The 16,279-nt window shown below is 67.4% G+C and carries 14 protein-coding genes; 5 read left to right on the top strand and 9 right to left on the bottom strand.

The window, feature by feature from the left end; translation table 11 throughout:
- Positions 1-53 precede the first annotated feature (53 nt).
- On the bottom strand, positions 54-1,790 hold the full coding sequence (locus tag RJ03_RS10335) for a pyruvate dehydrogenase (RefSeq protein WP_036500689.1): 1,737 nt from the start codon (positions 1,788-1,790) through the stop codon (positions 54-56).
- A 727-nt stretch (positions 1,791-2,517) separates the two neighbouring features.
- Here RJ03_RS10335 and RJ03_RS37055 point away from each other — a divergent pair.
- Positions 2,518-3,411 (top strand): helix-turn-helix domain-containing protein, encoded by an 894-nt coding sequence (locus RJ03_RS37055; protein WP_036500687.1) that lies wholly within the window; start codon positions 2,518-2,520, stop codon positions 3,409-3,411.
- Positions 3,408-3,614, top strand: coding sequence for a DUF397 domain-containing protein (locus RJ03_RS10325; protein ID WP_036500685.1), 207 nt, complete (start codon positions 3,408-3,410; stop codon positions 3,612-3,614). The genes RJ03_RS37055 and RJ03_RS10325 overlap by 4 nt, the downstream gene beginning before the upstream one ends.
- 335 nt (positions 3,615-3,949) lie before the next feature.
- On the opposite strand, the gene RJ03_RS10320 is transcribed toward RJ03_RS10325, so the two are convergent.
- Complete coding sequence (locus tag RJ03_RS10320) at positions 3,950-4,390, bottom strand: winged helix-turn-helix transcriptional regulator (RefSeq protein ID WP_036500682.1); 441 nt, start codon at positions 4,388-4,390, stop codon at positions 3,950-3,952.
- 126 nt (positions 4,391-4,516) lie between these two features.
- On the opposite strand from RJ03_RS10320, the gene RJ03_RS10315 reads away from it, so the two are divergent.
- Positions 4,517-5,383, top strand: a complete 867-nt coding sequence (locus RJ03_RS10315) for an oxidoreductase (protein WP_036500680.1) — start codon at positions 4,517-4,519, stop codon at positions 5,381-5,383.
- Between the two features lie 38 nt (positions 5,384-5,421).
- Here RJ03_RS10315 and RJ03_RS10310 read toward each other — a convergent pair whose 3' ends face one another.
- Complete coding sequence (locus RJ03_RS10310; protein ID WP_051024530.1) at positions 5,422-6,963, bottom strand: amino acid permease; 1,542 nt, start codon at positions 6,961-6,963, stop codon at positions 5,422-5,424.
- Between the two features lie 293 nt (positions 6,964-7,256).
- Here RJ03_RS10310 and RJ03_RS10305 point away from each other — a divergent pair, with 293 nt between their 5' ends.
- Positions 7,257-8,213 carry an LLM class flavin-dependent oxidoreductase gene (locus tag RJ03_RS10305; protein WP_218000943.1) on the top strand — a complete coding sequence of 319 codons (957 nt, stop codon included), beginning with the start codon at positions 7,257-7,259 and terminating at the stop codon, positions 8,211-8,213.
- 167 nt (positions 8,214-8,380) lie between these two features.
- Complete coding sequence (locus RJ03_RS10300; protein ID WP_036500739.1) at positions 8,381-8,866, top strand: carboxymuconolactone decarboxylase family protein; 486 nt, start codon at positions 8,381-8,383, stop codon at positions 8,864-8,866.
- Between the two features lie 62 nt (positions 8,867-8,928).
- Here RJ03_RS10300 and RJ03_RS10295 read toward each other — a convergent pair whose 3' ends face one another.
- The 6 genes from RJ03_RS10295 to RJ03_RS10270 all read right to left on the bottom strand — a co-directional run.
- The gene (locus RJ03_RS10295) at positions 8,929-9,969 is read right to left on the bottom strand and encodes a hypothetical protein (RefSeq protein WP_036500678.1); all 1,041 of its coding nucleotides are present in this window, start codon (positions 9,967-9,969) and stop codon (positions 8,929-8,931) included.
- Between the two features lie 41 nt (positions 9,970-10,010).
- Positions 10,011-10,496 (bottom strand): PspA/IM30 family protein, encoded by a 486-nt coding sequence (locus RJ03_RS10290; RefSeq protein WP_036500676.1) that lies wholly within the window; start codon positions 10,494-10,496, stop codon positions 10,011-10,013.
- Positions 10,497-10,535: 39 nt separating this feature from the next.
- Positions 10,536-11,318: an alpha/beta hydrolase gene (locus tag RJ03_RS10285; RefSeq protein ID WP_036500674.1), complete on the bottom strand. Its 783-nt coding sequence runs from the start codon at positions 11,316-11,318 to the stop codon at positions 10,536-10,538.
- Positions 11,319-11,366: 48 nt separating this feature from the next.
- A complete protein-coding gene (gene pheT / locus RJ03_RS10280; protein WP_036500672.1) occupies positions 11,367-13,868 on the bottom strand; it encodes a phenylalanine--tRNA ligase subunit beta in 2,502 nt (833 codons plus the stop codon).
- Between the two features lie 53 nt (positions 13,869-13,921).
- Positions 13,922-14,995, bottom strand: a complete 1,074-nt coding sequence (gene pheS / locus RJ03_RS10275; RefSeq protein WP_036500671.1) for a phenylalanine--tRNA ligase subunit alpha — start codon at positions 14,993-14,995, stop codon at positions 13,922-13,924.
- Between the two features lie 230 nt (positions 14,996-15,225).
- A partial coding sequence (locus tag RJ03_RS10270; RefSeq protein WP_036500669.1) for an MFS transporter occupies positions 15,226-16,279 on the bottom strand: 1,054 nt, incomplete at its 5' end.

Below are 16,279 nucleotides of genomic sequence, written 5' to 3'. Positions count from 1 at the left end.
GGGCGGGTTCGTCTCGCTCGGCGACCACGAATCTCACTGGGAAGCAGCGCTTTTCATCGCGGCACGTTACGCAGATTCGACCGGGCCATGTCGATCATGCGGCCCACCCCGCCGGTGAGCACGATCTTGCTGGCCGCGAGCGCGAAGCCACGCACCTGCGCCGCGGTGATGTGCGGCGGGAGGGACAGGGCGTTCGGATCGGTGACCAGGTCGACCAGCGCGGGGCCCGGATGTGCCAGCGCCTCGGCGAGGGCTGCGCGGATGTCGGAGGGTTCGGTGACTCGCACCGCGTGGATGCCCGCGGCGCGGGCCACGGCGGCGAAATCGACCGGGGCATGGTCGGTTTCGAAGTTCGGCAGGCCGTCCACCAGCATCTCCAGCCGCACCATACCCAGCGACGAATTGTTGAAGACGATGATCTTGACCGGCAGCCGGTGCAACGCCACGGTGAGCACCTCACCCATCAGCATGCCCAATCCGCCGTCGCCGGACATCGAGATCACCTGCCGGTCCGGATAGGCGAATTGCGCGCCGATGGCATGCGGCAGGGCGTTGGCCATCGTGCCGTGCAGGAACGACCCGATCACCCGGCGACGGCCGTTCGGTGTCAGATAGCGCGCCGCCCACACATTGCACATGCCGGTGTCGACGGTGAAGATCGCGTCGTCGGAGGCGAGGTCGTCGAGGATGTCGGCGGCGTATTCGGGGTGAATCGGCTTGTGGTCGGCCACATTTCGGGTGTAGGCGTCGACGACCTGCTCGAGCAGCCGGCAGTGCTCGCCGAGCATGCGGTCCAGGAATTCGCGGTCGGACTTCTGCTTCAGGAGGGGTAGAACCGCGCGCAGGGTTTCCCGGACGTCGCCGTGCACGGCCAGTTGCAGCGGCGTGCGCCGGCCGAGGCGGGCGGCGTCGTGGTCGATCTGCACGGTATCGGTTCCCGGCAGGAATTCGTCGTAGGGGAAATCGGTGCCGACGAGCACGACCAGGTCGGCCTCGTGCATCGCCTTGTAGCAGGCGCCGTAGCCGAGCAGACCGCTCATTCCCACGTCGTAGGGATTGTCGAACTGGATCCATTCCTTACCGCGCAGGCTGTGCCCGATGGGTGCGTGGAGCAGTTCCGCGAGCCGCATCACCTCCTCGTGCGCGTCGCGCACGCCGGCACCGCAGAACAGCGTGACGGTGCGCGCCGCGTTCAGCGCGTCGGCGAGCGCCTGCACCTGTTCGGCGGCGGGCATGACGTGGCCGAGTTCGGAGACGAGACTCGTCTCGCCGGTCGGGTGCGCGGCGTCCAGCTGCGCGACATCGCCCGGCAGCACCACCACCGACACCTCGTGACGAGCCAGCGCATGCTGGATCGCGATCCGCAGCATGCGCGGCATCTGCTCGGGCCGGCTGATCATTTCGCAGTACCCGCTGCATTCGACGAAGAGCCGTTCCGGATGCGTTTCCTGGAAGAACTGGGTGCCGATCTGGTCGGAGGGGATGTGGGAGGCCAGTGCCAGCACCGGCGCTCCGGTGCGGTGCGCGTCGTAGAGGCCCTGGATCAGGTGCGTGTTACCCGGACCGCAGCTACCCGCGCAGACGGCCAGGCGGCCGGTCAGTTGCGCCTCCGCCGCCGCGGCGAAGGCGCCGGCCTCCTCGTTGCGCACATGCACCCATTCGATTTCCGGCGTGCGGCGCACCGCGTCGACGATCGGATTGAGGCTGTCCCCCACCACGCCGTAGATCCGCCGCACTCCGGCCTGTACGAGCACGTGCACGAATTGCTCGGCCACATTCGTTTTCGCCATGCGCTCTCCTCCACCGCTGTGATCGGCGCCGGCGTATTCGCCTTCGCCCGGAGCCGAAGCTTCCTTCCCGGATGAACAGATTCGCGATCGCCACGAATACTACCGGGCGGGGCGGAGTGGAAATCGCGTCCGACATCATGCCCGGACGTTCGCCGCAGCCGAGATGATTGCCGGGAAGAGCGCCGGGACTCGCCCCCATATTCGATGCCGAGGGCGATACCCGGACAGGTTCGGCAACCGTCAGCGAAATTGCTCCTTGAATATTCACAGCGCAATCCTGCCGCTAAACCGAGCCGTTTGCCGCCTCCATCTTGCAAACGCAAAAGTGCTGGTGGACAACATGTCTCGATACACAGACCGACTGCGGCACCGGACTGCGAATACGACCGACAACGCGCGGGCGACGTCGAGCGATCACCGCCGTGATCTCGACGTGATAGGCCATCGGATGTCCGTACATCGGTGCGCTCCTGCCGTTTTCGGTGCTGGCATGCCCGATAGCCGGGGCCGGAGACCGCCGTCCCGCGAAAGGCGAGAGGAATTCGGCGGTTGGTTCTTCCCGGCTACCGAGGCGGATGCCAGTACACTCGAAACGTCCCGCATCCGGAATAGGCAAGCGCCCGAATGTTTTTCACGGATCCCGGACATTCACTACGGGGACAGAACTTCGAACGCCACCACAGGGTGGCTTCCAGAAACAGGATCGATCACTAGGGAGGCTAACGATATGTCCGTCACCGGCAGCACCCTCGCCCGCCGCGCCTTGGGGCGCGAACTGCGCCGCCTCCGCGAGGCCAAGGGGCTGAAGCAGGCCGCCGCCGCCCGCGCCGCCGAAACCTCACCCCAATCCATCGGCCGCATCGAAGAGGGGCTGTCCACGAGAACCACTGGGCTGCAGGTGAATGCGCTGTGCGATTTCTATGAGGCGTCGGATGAGGACCGGCGGACGTTGCTGGGGTTGGTATCCGAGGTGCGGGCTTCACGCGAGCGCGGAGGCGGGTGGTGGAGGGCTTATGCCGATGCCCAAATCCCCAGCGGATTCGACCATTACCTCTCCTTGGAAGAGGCTGCCAGCCATATGACCGCGTGGAAGACAGGGATCGTGCCAGGTTTGTTGCAGACGCCTGCTTACCGTCGGGCCTTGGCTTGGTCGGAAATTCCCGAGCTGACGCCGGAAGCTATCGAAGGACGTCTGCAAGTGACCGTACAGCGGCAAAGGCGCCTCGACGATCCCGGCTTCACACTGGAGGTAGTTCTGTCCGAAGCCGCTGTCCGTGACCAGGTCGGCGGCCCGCACGTGCTGGCCGAACAGCTACACCACCTCATTGATGAATCGGAACGGCCCAACGTTTCGGTGCGGGTCGTCCCCTTCAACGCTCGCCGTCACACCGGGCCATTGGCCGGATCGTTCATCCTTCTCGACTTTCCCGAGCTGCCGCAATCGAAGTTGACCGAACCACCGATCGTGTACATCGAGGCATATGCCGGCGATCTGTACTTGGAGCGCGCCGAGGAAGTCCAGCGCTATCGCGCTGCGCTGAACGCAGTCCAGCGGGTAGCTTTGAATGAACACGACACCCGGCACCTGATTTCGGCAATAGCGAAGGAGCACCAGGCGTGAACGTTGACCTATCCAAGGCCGAATGGTTCAAGTCCAGCCGCAGTTCGTCGGGCAAGGAATGCGTCGAGGTCGCCCACCTTCCCGAGGGCCACGTCGGCGTCCGAGATTCCAAGAACCCCACCGGCCCCGCCCTCGTGTTCGCCCCCGCCGACTGGGATGCGTTCACCGCCCGCCTCGGGAGCGGCGGCTTCGACCTTACTTAACCCTCTGTGCCGCAAGGGCGTTCGGGCCGATAAGCCCGGACGCCCTTGTCGTGTCACCATCTTCACGAAGCGGCCGGACGCTCGTCGTTCGATGCATGTGAACCAGGCCGGTGCGAACAGCCCCACCGCGCGGCCCACCCGACGCGCCACACGCTGCTGTCGACCGCCCCGGGTAGAGGTTGAGCGCCTAAAGTACAGCAAAGAGGTCGTTACTATACGTTAAGCACTAAAAAGTATAGTAACGATGCGCTTACTGTACTTTGCTGTCCAGAGTCGTCCTGTGCTGCACGGTGATTCGCCACTCACCGCTCGAGCACCAACGTCGTCCGGCCCGCTCATGAGGTGCGAGCGTCGTGGCTCTGACGGTGGGCCAACACCTCGTCCATGTGGTCCTGTGCCCAGGATCTGAGGCCCCGCGTCAAGTGATGGAGTGAGAGGCCGAGTTCGGTGAGCTCGTAGGCGACCGTGACGGGAACGGTCGGCGTCACTGTGCGGGTGAGCAGACCGTCACGCTCGAGAGCCCGCAGGGTTTGGGTCAACATCTTCTGGCTGACTCCGACCAGCAGGCGAGACAGTTCGGAGTAACGCATCGCTCTCGGGGCACGCGAGACACCGGGCCGATCGGACGCGTCGCCCGCATCCCCGCTCAACGCGCACAGAATCAGCACGACCCATTTGTCGGAGATTCGATCGAGGAGTTGACGACTGGGGCATGCCGCCAGGAATGCGTTGTACTCCGCGCTGCTTCGAGCCCCCTCGAATACCTTCGCTGTCACCGGCCTCGCCTTTCATCGGAGAGTTACGCACTTTCAAGTGCCTACTTCCCGAAAGAGAGTAGCTCTCCAACAATGGTGCCAGGAGGTCGCAGACAGCTCCTCCCGATCGGAGACGAAAGGCGCCACGTGAACGCACCCCTCCTTCCCGGCGGTACCCGAATGCTCGGCGACGCGACTGTCACCCGATTCGGCTACGGCGCCATGCAGCTCGCCGGCCCCGGGGTCATGGGGCCGCCCACCGACCGCGACGGCGCGCTGGCCGTGCTGCGTGAGGCCGTCGATGCCGGTATCACCCACATCGACACCAGTGCCGCATACGGGCCTGATGTGACGAACGAGTTGATCCGCGAGGCGCTGCACCCCTACCCGGACGCGGTGTACATCGCCACGAAGGTCGGGGCGCGCCGCGACGCGCAGGGCGGCTGGCCTACGGCCCGGCGTCCCGAAGACTTACGCGAACAGGTGCACCAGAACCTTCGGTCGCTCGGGGTCGAGACGCTCGACCTGGTCAACCTGCGCATGGGCGATGCCGCAGGCCCCCAGCCCGGCTCGCTCGCAGCGGCATTGGAGACGCTCGCCGACCTTCAGCAGGACGGGCTGATACGCCATCTCGGAGTCAGCAACGTCACCGCGGATCAAGTCGCCGAGGCGCGGAGCATCGTGGCGATCGTATGCGTGCAGAACATGTACAACCTCGCCCACCGCCACGACGACGACCTCATCGACCGGCTCGCCGACGACGACATCGCCTACGTACCGTACTTCCCGCTCGGTGGCTTCACACCGCTGCAGTCGGAGACACTCGCCCGAGTCGCGAACCGGGTGGGCGCCGCGCCGCTGCCGGTGGCGCTGGCCTGGCTGTTGCGGCGCGCACCGAACATTCTGCTCATTCCCGGTACGTCGTCCGCGGCTCACCTGCGCGAGAACATCACCGGAGCCGGGCTTTCGCTGACGGATGAGGACGTCGCCGAACTGAACGAGATCGGCCGCTGACCATGCCGTCGAGGAGGAGCCACTCGCCCTGCGGCCGCTCATCTCCCGCGCCGGCCCGGATCCTCCACGATCACTTCGGGTTCCGCCGGCCGCCCGGGCCACGGGCGCTCGGCGACCACTGGGAACTGGCCGGTGTGGTCGTGGCGAATCGCCGCTATGCGCAACACTTTTCGTCGCGTCAGGAACCATCCTCCGACCAGCACCGGTCCCATGACGCAGATCGTGGCAATGACCGCCCAGCGTTGGATCGGGTCGCTGCTGCACGCCATCAGGACGATCACGACCACTAGGAAGGCGAGGGTGGCGTAACCGGTGTAGGGAGCGCCGATCATGCGGTAGGCGGGGCGGTGGGAGATGCCGTCCCACCAGCGGCGCCACAGGCGCAGCTGGCAGAGCAGAACCACCATCCACGAGACGATCGTGCCGAGGGCGGAGACGTTCAGGACGATCTCGAATGCCTTGTCCGGCACCACCGCGTCGAGTCCGACGCCGATCAGCGCGATCGCGCCGGTCGCAAGAATGCCGACATAGGGCACGCCGGTGCGCGACATGCGGGTGGCGACGGCGGGGGCGCTGCCGTTCGCCGACATCGACCGCAGGATGCGGCCGGTGGAATACAGGCCCGCGTTGAGGCTGGAGAACGCGGCGGTGAGCACGATCAGATTCATCATCGACCCGGCGGCGGGAACGCCGATGCGGGCGAAGAACGTCACGAACGGGCTCTCGCCGTCACGAAAGGCGGTGTAGGGCAGCAACAGTCCCAGCAGGACGAGGGAGCCGACGTAGAACACCCCGATGCGGGCGATGACCGAGTTGATGGCCCGCGGCATCACCTCGTGCGGATTCTCGGTCTCGCCCGCGGCGATGCCGACCAATTCCACTGCCGCATAGGCGAAGACGACGCCCGTGGTGACCGTGACGAGCGGCAGCACACCGGTCGGGAACAGGCCGCCGTGATGCGTGATCACGCTCACCCCCGTGGACTCGCCCCGGAGGGCGAATCGGCCGGCGAGGAAGACCGTGCCCACGATCAGAAATCCGATGAGGGCGACGACTTTCACCAGCGCCACCCAGAATTCGAGTTCCCCGAACCATCGCACCGAGATCAAATTCGTGCCGACCACCGCCATCAGCGCCACCAGTGCGATCACCCACTGCGGCACCACGGTGAACGCACCCCAATATCGGACATATGTCGCGATCGCGGTGATGTCGACGATGCCGGTCATGCACCAGTGAAAGAAATACATCCAGCCGACGGCGAAAGCGAGTTTCTCGCCATAAAATTCGCGCGCGTAGGATACGAACGATCCGGATGACGGCCGATACAGCACCAACTCCCCCAGCGCCCGCAGCACGAAGAAGACGAAGACACCGCAGACCGCGTAGACCAGAAAAAGCCCTGGACCTGCATCGGCGAGACGTCCACCCGCACCGAGGAACAGTCCGGTGCCGATCACTCCGCCGATCGCGATCATCTGCAATTGACGGTTGCGCAACGACTTTCGATAGCCGTCCTGCTCGGTATGCAACGCCGCGGCCAGAGCCGACAATTCGACGGGTCGGTGGTCTGTGCTCATGACCGGACCTTCCGGTGGACAACATTGAATCTTCAAACAACGTACTGCCGCACAGCGTTACGTTCAGGAGTGGGAATATCGAAATACCGTGCGGTCGGTTCTCATCGAGTGAGTGCCGTTACCCGCTGTGCCGAGAATTCAAACCAATGGAGTCGAATTCGACAGCGCGAAATTCGTTGTCGCGGAACCGTCCCGCCGTGCCGGTCCGGCGATCGCCGATCCGACCGGCGCCGGCACCCGGCGATACCCTCGAGGGAGTTGTCGCGCGGCACCCGGACGCCGAGGCTGAGCTCGTGAACGACATTCGATACGGCCTACTCCTTCCCGGCGGCGTCGCGCAGCTGCAGCACGACGGCGCGGCCCGTCATCTGGCCGAGTTGGCGGTGACAGCCGAACGTATGGGGTTCGATTCGGTGTGGCTGGGCGATTCGCTGAGCCGGGCCCGGATCGAACCCCTGACGGTCTTGGCGGCCGCGGCGGCGCTGACCGAGCGGATCACTCTCGGCACGGCTGCGCTGATGCCGGCGTACCGGCACCCGGTGCAGGCCGCCGCCACCCTCGCATCGCTGGATCAGCTGGCCTCGGGGCGGCTGATCCTCGGCGTCGGCGCCGGATTCCCGGAACTCAGCCGAGCCGAATTCGACCTGGTCGGCATCGACTACCGAACCCGCTTCTCCCAGCTCGACGACACCGTCGACCTGTGGCGGCGGCTGTGGTCCCAGAACACCGACCCGTTCCACGGCAAGGTCCTCCACTACGACTGGTTGCCGGACGTGCCGCAGCCGCACCGGCCGGGCGGGCCACCCATCTGGGCCACCGGCATCACTCCCGCCGCGCTGGCCCGCACCGGACGGCGCTACGACGGCTGGCTGCCCTACCCGCCGGATGTGCGAGCCTATGCCGAGGGCCTGACCGCCGTACGGTCCGCCGCGACCGCCGCCGGACGCACCGACACATCGATCACTCCGGCACTTTTCGCCACGGTCTACCTCAGCGACGACCCGCACGCGGGCCGGGCCGCGCTGGACCGCTACACGCAGGCGACCTACCGGATGCCGGTGGACACGGTCGAAACGATCCAGGTCCTGCTGACCGGCACCGCCGAACACGTTGCGGCGCAACTCGATCGGTACATCGACGCGGGCGCCGAACACATCCTCCTGCGTATCGCCGCCCTCGACCCGGCCGAGTTCGACAGCCAATTGGCTCTGACCGAGTCCCTGTTACGGCCCATGACGATCTCGCACTGAAATCCGCGCTCGACGCGGACCACCGAGATCGCCGCGACGGGACGCCGGGCAGCCGCTGTTTGTGACATCGGATATCTATGCCGCACATCACTTTTCCACACTGTCACACCGATGGTGGGCGCGGCATCTTGTGTTCGTTCAACGATCACGGCAGCAAGGACGAAGTCATGGAACCCCGTTTCACCCTCACCGACAACGCACTCGGCGCCAAGTTCGCCAAGCGGTTCGGCAACACCAGCCTGGTCATCCTCCAGTCGACCCTGCCCAAGGCGACCCAGGACCTGATGATGCTGCGTGTCAGCCAGATCAACGGCTGCGGCTGGTGCACGGACGTGCACAGCAAGGACCTCGCGGCCGCCGGCGAGCCCGCGGTGCGCATCAACCTGGTCGCCGCGTGGCGCGAGTCGTCGGTCTACACCGACGCCGAGCGGGCCGCGCTCGCGCTGGCCGAGGAAGGTACCCGCATCGCCGACGCCCATCAGGGAGTCTCGGACGAGACCTGGGCGCAGGTGCGCAAGCATTACGACGACGACCAGATCGCCGCACTGGTCGGCCTGGTCGCGCAGATCAACGCGGCCAACCGGCTCGGTGTGATCGTGCGCCAGCAGGGCGGCTCGTACGACCCCGGCATGTTCGCCGAGATCACCGGCTGATCAGCGAGCGAAACGCGATCCGGCCCGGGGGTAGTCGACCCGGGCCGGACGGCGCCGGGGTATCACTGCGTCGCCTCGGCCAGGATCGCCAGCACCGGCTCGGAGGTGTAGAACGGTTCGAGGCGTTCGCGAATCAGCTTGGCCAGCACGCCGTTTCGCTTCGCCGCCTCGACCACCGCGGGGCCGTAGCGCAGGATCTCGGTGCGGACGTCGTCGGCGGACAGGCCGAGTTCGGGCAGCAGCGCGCCGAGGGTGTGGTCGCCGTACTTGGTGAAGAACACGTCGACGCATTCGTCGAGGAGCACACCCACGTACTCCTTGTCGCGGGTGGTGACGACGATGCGGTGCACCAGCAGGGCGAGTTCGCGCAGGTCGGCCTGGGTCAGGTAGTCGCGCAGGCCGCTGACCGGCTCACCGGCGTGCAGATCCCAGAACTCCATCGCCGCGCCGTGCACCGGCGCGTCGCGCAGCATTTCGCGGATCGCGTTGTTGGTGCGCTTGAGGGCGAACATGGCACCCTTACCGGCCATATCGCCGATGAAGGTGCCGCTGCTGGCCTTCTCGGCGGCCTTGCGCGCGGACTTGGCCGCGTTGGTGCCGAACGACACCAGCGATCCGACGCCCGGAACCTTGCTGGCCATCTGCCGGTTCGACTCCATGAAATCGTCGATCAGCTTGTCGACGAATTTGGACGCCGCCGTCGCCACCAGGGGGCTTTCGGTCAGCCGCTCCAGCAGGCGTTCCTGGGCCTGGTGCATGCCGAAGATCTTCTCCAGCAACGCTTCCACGGGTTCGCGGTCCACGACGTCGCCGAGGGTGTGGTCGTTGTTCTCGGCGATATTGTCGTAGATCGCGTCGGCGAACACCGCCACCGAATCCTGCAGCACCGGGCTGCCGCCGATGCGGTTCACGACGGTGCGCACGGTCCGGCGAGCGTCTTCGACGGAGACCACGTCGCGGAAGACGATCGTGTCGGCGACCGCCAGCACATCGTCGACATCCCGGGCGACGACCTCGGCGAACCGATCTCCCGTCACCTCCGCCAGCAGATAGTCCACCTGCGCGTCGAGCAGTTTCGCGGCGACGTCCTGTGCTGCGGTCATCGGTTCCCCTTCAGCTGTCCGGACCGCCGGACCAGCCGGAATCACACGTCGTCGCGCATCGACTTCCGAATCTCGTCCAGGCGTTCCCGCGCGGCTTTCTCCCGCGCCTGCCATTGTTCGTCGGCGCTGCGGCCCGCCGGTGTCTGCCGGTCGAGTTCACCCAACCCCTGGGCGGTGCCGTAGCGCTGCTCGACCTTATCGCGAACTGACTCGAAAGTAGGGACTCCGGATTCGGAGTAGCCGCCGGGCACACCGAAGCCTTCCGGCGGCAGCGGCACGCCCGAGCCCACCGCGACCTGCCCGAATCCGCCGGAGATCGGCGGCGGCACGGCGGCGGCAGCCCCAGGAGTGTCCGAAGTCACATCGGTCTCGGGCTCGGCGCGAGTGGGACGGGCCGCCAGTTCGACCGCGGTCAGATGCAACTTCTCCAGACCCGGCCGGCCCGTGGTCGCGGTGACCACGACCTCGAGCAGATCCTCATCTTGCAGCGCGGCGAGCAGGGCCGCCATATCACCGGTGTCGGACATGCACCCAGGCTACGCATCGCGACCATGGTCCGGCCGATTTCACTCGCCGGTCACCGATTCCACACCCGCGAGAACGTCGCGGACCCACGCCGATACGGTTCCCGACCAGCCGGGAATCGAGACCAGGGTGTTGTGCCCAGCGCTCGGGTAGATCAGCAGCCGCTTCGGCTCGGCCAGCGCCGCGTACAAGGTGCGGCCCATCTCGACCGGAAGCAGTTCGTCGGCCTCACCGTGCATGACGAACGTGGGCACCCGCAGCTCGCGGAGCCGCTGCAACGTCGGAAAGGCGTTCGGCACCAACGGTTTCGGAATGAACGGGTAGACCGCGCGGGCCGCCTCGCGCAGACCGGTGAAGGTGGACATCAGAATCATCGCCGCGGGCGGATACTCGGTCGCCAACTCCGTGACGACCGCGCCGCCGAGCGACTTGCCGAGGTAGACAACGCATTTCGGATCCACCCCGGACTGCTCCAGCAGCGCCCGGCGGGCGGCCCGGGCATCCAGATACAGCCCGCGTTCGCTCGGCCGGCCCGGACTACGACCGTAACCGCGATAGTCGAAGGTCAGCACGTTCAGGCCCGCGGCGGCCAGCAATGCCAGGATCGGCGAGCGGTCGCCGATATTGCCGCCGTTGCCGTGGGCGTAGAGCACGTGGGCGATCGGCTTCTCGGCGCGCACGAACCACGCGTTGATCCGGGCCCCGTCGTCCGCGGTCAGCCACAGATCGTCGTGGTCGAACCCGAACTGCTCGGGCGTCATGGTGATCCGACGTTCGGGATGGAACGTCAGCGCGTTGAGCACGCCCTCGGCCGGATGTCGCATAGTCCCTTCCTACCTGCACACACGCCCGTTCGCGAGCCCACGCTCGCACTATCCGCGCAGTACCGCTCCGACCGCGTCGGCGGCCGCCGCGACCGCCGAATCGCGGGCCGCGCTGGCCTCGTCCTCGGTGAGGGTGCGGTCGCTCGCCCGGAAGCGCAGGGCGTAGGTGAGGGATTTGCGACCCTCGCCCGCCTGGGCGCCCTCGTAGACGTCGAACAGCGCGATGTCCTCGAGCAGCTCGCCCGCACCGGTGCGCAGCGCCGATTCGACCTGAGCCGCGCCGACGGTCTTCTCGACACTCACCGACACGTCCTGCAGCACCGCCGGGAAGGGGGAAACGACCGGTGCGGGCCGGGATTCGCGCAGCGGCAGCGCGTCCAGATCCAGTTCCAGCGCACAGGTGCGCGGCGGCAGCCCGCTGCGCTCGAGGACGGCCGGATGCAGTTCGCCCGCATGGCCCACCACCGTGCCGTCGACCAGCAATTCCGCGCAGCGGCCCGGGTGGAACGGCAAATATGCGGCGGCTCGGCGCTCGATGGTGACCCCGGCGGCATCGGCGACGGCGTCGGCGAGGGCGAACGCATCGGCCGCCTCGGCGACCCGGCCCGGGCCCCACGGGCCACGCGGTTCCCGCCGGCCGGTCATAACCGCGGCGACGTGCACCGGCTGGGCGGGCAGAGACTCGATGAGCTCGCGGATCTGCTCGTCGGTGGGACGGCGGTCGACCGGCAGTTCGGCCACCGCGTGGGTGTCGGGGCCGGGCAGGACGACCTGGGCGATGCCGTAGATCGACAGATCGCGCTCACCCCGGGAGATGTTGCGGGCGGCCACCTCGAGCAGGGCGGGCAACAGCGTGGTCGCCAGTTCCGCCTTCTCCACGTCGAGCGGGTTCAGCACGCGCATAGTGTTGCGGCGCGGATCGTCGGCCTCCAGACCCCAGGTGTCGAAGACCCCCGCGGTCATGAAGATCGGCGCCGGCACCTCCACACATCCGGAGAAGGCGAGCGCACGGCTGACGGCCCGGCGACGACGCTGCTCGGCGGTGAGGCCACGCCCGGCCGGAGCCGTCGGCAGCACCGACGGAATCTGCTCCAGACCCTCGAGCCGCAGCACCTCCTCCACCAGATCGGCGGGCTGGGTGAGATCGGGCCGCCAGCTCGGCGGGGTCACGACCAGCTGGCCGTGGCCGGTCTCGCTGACGCTCACCTCGACGGAGCAGCCGATCTGCGCGAGCCGGCGCGCCGAGGTGCCGGTGGGATAGACGACGCCCGCGGTGCGGTCGGCCAGATCGATATCCATCCGGATCGGCTCGGTGGGGGGCACCGGGAGCCGCACGTCGGTCAGCGCGGATTCCACTGTGCCACCGGCGATTTCGGCCAGCAGAGTGGCGGCGCGGTCGAGCGCGGCGACGTTGATCTCCGGATCGACGACGCGCTCGTAGCGTTTACCCGCTTCCGAGACCAGCTTGTGCCGGCGCGCGGTGCGGTAGACCGCCAGCGGATTCCAGGTCGCGGCCTCCAGCAGGATGTCGGTGGTGTCGTCGCCGACCTCGGTGCTCGCGCCGCCCATGATGCCGGCCAGCGAGATCACACCCGAATCATCGGTGATCACAACGTCTTCGGCGTCGAGCGTGCGCTCGGCCTCATCGAGGGTGCGCAGCGTCTCACCGGTGTGTGCGCGCCGGATGACCAGCGGCCCGGTCACTTTCGCGGCGTCGAAGGCGTGCAGCGGCTGGCCCAGTTCGAGCATCACGTAGTTGGTGACATCGACGGCGGGCGAGATCGGGCGCACCCCGGCCAGCAGCAGCCGGCGCTGCAACCACCACGGGCTCACCGCGTTCGGGTCGACGCCGGTAACCCTGCGCACCGCGAACCGGGTGCAGCCGGATTCCGGTTCGACCGTCACCGCATACGCCTCGGCCTCGTCGTCGGGCAGCGTGCGCACCGCGGGATCGGCGTAGTCGAGGTCGAAACCGCAGGCGAGTTCGCGGGCCAGGCCGCGGACCGAGAAGCAGTAGCCGCGGTCCGGGGTGATGTTGAGTTCGATCACCGTATCGTCGAGGCCCAGCAGTTCGTTGGCGTCGGCGCCCGGTTCGGCGGTACCCGGCTCCAGCACGAGAATGCCGGAATGATCCTTGCCGATACCGAGTTCGGCGACCGAGCAGATCATGCCGTTGGAGACGTGGCCGTAGGTCTTGCGCGAGCTGATGGCGAATCCGCCCGGCAGCACACCACCCGGCAGCACCACGACCACGAGGTCACCGACCGCGAAATTGCGTGCGCCGCAGACGATCTCCTGCAGTTCCGGCTTGCCGATATCGACCTTGCAGAACCGGATCGGCTTCTTGAACTCGGTCAGCTCGGTGATCTCGGCGACCCGGCCGACCACCAGCGGATGTTCGATATCGCCGGTGACCGGCCGCAGGGTGTCGAGTTCCTCGACCTCGAGGCCCACGCGGACGAAACCGGCGTCGAGTTCCTCGGGGGTCAGCGACCAGCCGGGGGTGGTCCGCTGCAGGGTTTCCGTCAGCCAGGACTGCGCTACTCGCACGTGACGTTTCGCTTCCTCGTATGAAGGTTCTCGGGTGGTGGATGGGGCCGGACTCAGGCGCGGATGCCGAACGGCAGCGTGAAGCGCACATCGCCCTCGACGATGTCACGCATATCCGGAATGCCGTTGCGGAACTGCAGGGTGCGCTCGAGTCCCATACCGAAGGCGAATCCGCTGTAGATCTCGGGATCGATCCCGCTGGCGATCAGCACCTTCGGGTTGACCATGCCGCAGCCGCCCCATTCGACCCAGCCGGCGCCGCCCTTCTTGTCCGGGAACCACACGTCGACCTCGGCGGAGGGCTCGGTGAACGGGAAGTAGTTGGGGCGCATGCGGGTTCGCGTATCCGGTCCGAACAGCGCCCGCGCGAACGCGTCCAGCGTGCCGCGCAGATGCGCCATGGTCAGGCCCTTGTCCACGGCCAGACCCTCGACCTGGGAGAAGACCGGGGTGTGGGTGGCGTCGAGTTCGTCGGTGCGAAAGGTCCGTCCCGGGCAGACCACGTAGATCGGCAGCTCGCGCGACAGCATCGAGCGCACCTGCACCGGAGAGGTATGAGTGCGCAGAACCTGGCGGGAACCTTCCGGCGCCACGTGGAAGGTGTCCTGCATGGTGCGGGCCGGGTGGTCGGGCAGGAAGTTCAGCGCGTCGAAGTTGAAGTGCTCGGTCTCGACCTCGGGCCCCTCGGCGACCTCCCAGCCCATGCCGACGAAGACGTCCTCGATCTGCTCGGAGATCACCGTGATGGGGTGGCGCGCGCCGATCGGACCGCGCCGGGCCGGCAGCGTGACATCGATCGCCTCGGCGACCAGGACGGCGGCGTCGCGTTCGGCGAGCAGTTGGGCGCGGCGGGCCTCGAAGGCGTCCGACACCCGGCCACGGGCCACGTTCACGCGCTTGCCGGCATCGGCCTTGTCCTGTTTGGGCAGCCCGCCCATCGCCCGCTGAGCCAGCGCGATCGGCGATTTGCCGCCCATATGCTCGGTCTTGGCGGTGGCGAGCGCATCCAGGTCGGCCGCGGCCGCGAACGCCTTCTCCGCGGCGGCGGCCGCAGCGGAGAGAGCCTCTTCGCTGAGCGCCTCCGCCGGCGTCGCTGACTGCTCGGCTGCATCCTTCTCGTCGGCCACGATGGTTCGTCTCTCCCCTGGGCTGGTCGGGTCCGTGCGGTTACCTACTCACGCGCATCGGCATCGCCACATGCGATACACGACTCCGCGCTGCCAACTATTGTCGCTGGTCGAATCGTAGGCGATGTCGGCAGGCCGCCTCACACGGATATTTCCGGCACACGCAGACCGATACGACAAGCGCACCGCCCGGACATTCGAGCGGTGCGCGTGTCCCCACTGGGACTGCCTTACCCGACCGGAACGATCCGACGCGGCAGCAGCGCCGTCGCGCACGCGCCGAGCGCCACGACCACCGCGCCCACCCGCACCGCCGGCGCCATGCCGGCGACGAAATCGGCCGGGCTGAGGTACGAACCGTAGGACGCGAAGATCGACGCCAGTATCGCGACACCCATCGCCACACCGACCTCGCGGATGGTGTTGTTGGTCCCGGACGCGACCCCCTGATCGGCAGGCGGGGCACTGGCCATCACGACGGTCGACCCGGGCGCGAAGGTCAGGCCCATGCCGATACCGGCGAGCAGGAACGGCCCGATGAGCGCGGCGTAGGACATGTCGGCGGTGACGATCGCACCGATCCAGGCCAGCGCGGCCGCCTGGAACACCTGCCCGGCCACGATGAGGGTTCGCGCGCCGATCCGGTCGACCACCAGGCCCGCCAGCGGCGCGACGACCATCGGCGCCATCGTCCACGGCAGCGTCCGCACTCCGGCCGCCAGCGGTGAGTATCCCTGGACCACCTGGAAGAACTGAGCGAGCAGGAAGATCGAACCGAAGACACCGACCGCGAACGCGAACGCCGACACGTTCATCACCGCGAACGCCCGGGAGCGGAACAGCCGCATCGGCAGCATCGGCGCCGGCGAGCGCAGTTCCCATCCGACGAACGCGATCAGGGCCAGGGCGCCGGCGAACAGCGTGGCCAGCACCGGCGCCGAGGTCCAGCCGTCGTCGGCACCGTGCACCACGCCCCAGACGATCGAGAGCACGCCACCGGCCGAGAGCACCAGCCCCACCGGGTCCAGACGCCGACCGCCGCCGAAGGATTCGCCGAGCACTCGCGCCACGAAAGGCAGGGCCAGCAATCCGATCGGCACATTGAGCCAGAAGATCCACTGCCAGCTCAGCCCGTCGACCACCAGGCCGCCGACCACCGGGCCGACGGCGATTCCGAGTCCGGAGATACCACCCCAGATCCCGATGGCCGCGCTGCGCTTGGCGACCGGCACCGCATTCGCCAGCAGCGTCAGCGACAGCGGCATGACCGCGGCGCCACCGAAG

The sequence above is a fragment of the Nocardia aobensis NBRC 100429 genome, from assembly GCF_000308375.1.
GTDB lineage: Bacteria > Actinomycetota > Actinomycetes > Mycobacteriales > Mycobacteriaceae > Nocardia > Nocardia aobensis.
Note: the sequence above shows the minus strand (reverse complement) of the source record. Positions and strands in the feature narration are given on the sequence as shown.

Bases quoted from the DNA above. Each gene is read 5' to 3' on its own strand.
- RJ03_RS10335 (WP_036500689.1), bottom strand. From the start codon at position 1,790: ATGGCGAAAACGAATGTGGCCGAGCAATTCGTGCACGTGCTCGTACAG.
- RJ03_RS37055 (WP_036500687.1), top strand. From the start codon at position 2,518: ATGTCCGTCACCGGCAGCACCCTCGCCCGCCGCGCCTTGGGGCGCGAA.
- RJ03_RS10310 (WP_051024530.1), bottom strand. From the start codon at position 6,963: ATGAGCACAGACCACCGACCCGTCGAATTGTCGGCTCTGGCCGCGGCG.
- RJ03_RS10300 (WP_036500739.1), top strand. From the start codon at position 8,381: ATGGAACCCCGTTTCACCCTCACCGACAACGCACTCGGCGCCAAGTTC.
- RJ03_RS10295 (WP_036500678.1), bottom strand. From the start codon at position 9,969: ATGACCGCAGCACAGGACGTCGCCGCGAAACTGCTCGACGCGCAGGTG.
- RJ03_RS10290 (WP_036500676.1), bottom strand. From the start codon at position 10,496: ATGTCCGACACCGGTGATATGGCGGCCCTGCTCGCCGCGCTGCAAGAT.
- RJ03_RS10285 (WP_036500674.1), bottom strand. From the start codon at position 11,318: ATGCGACATCCGGCCGAGGGCGTGCTCAACGCGCTGACGTTCCATCCC.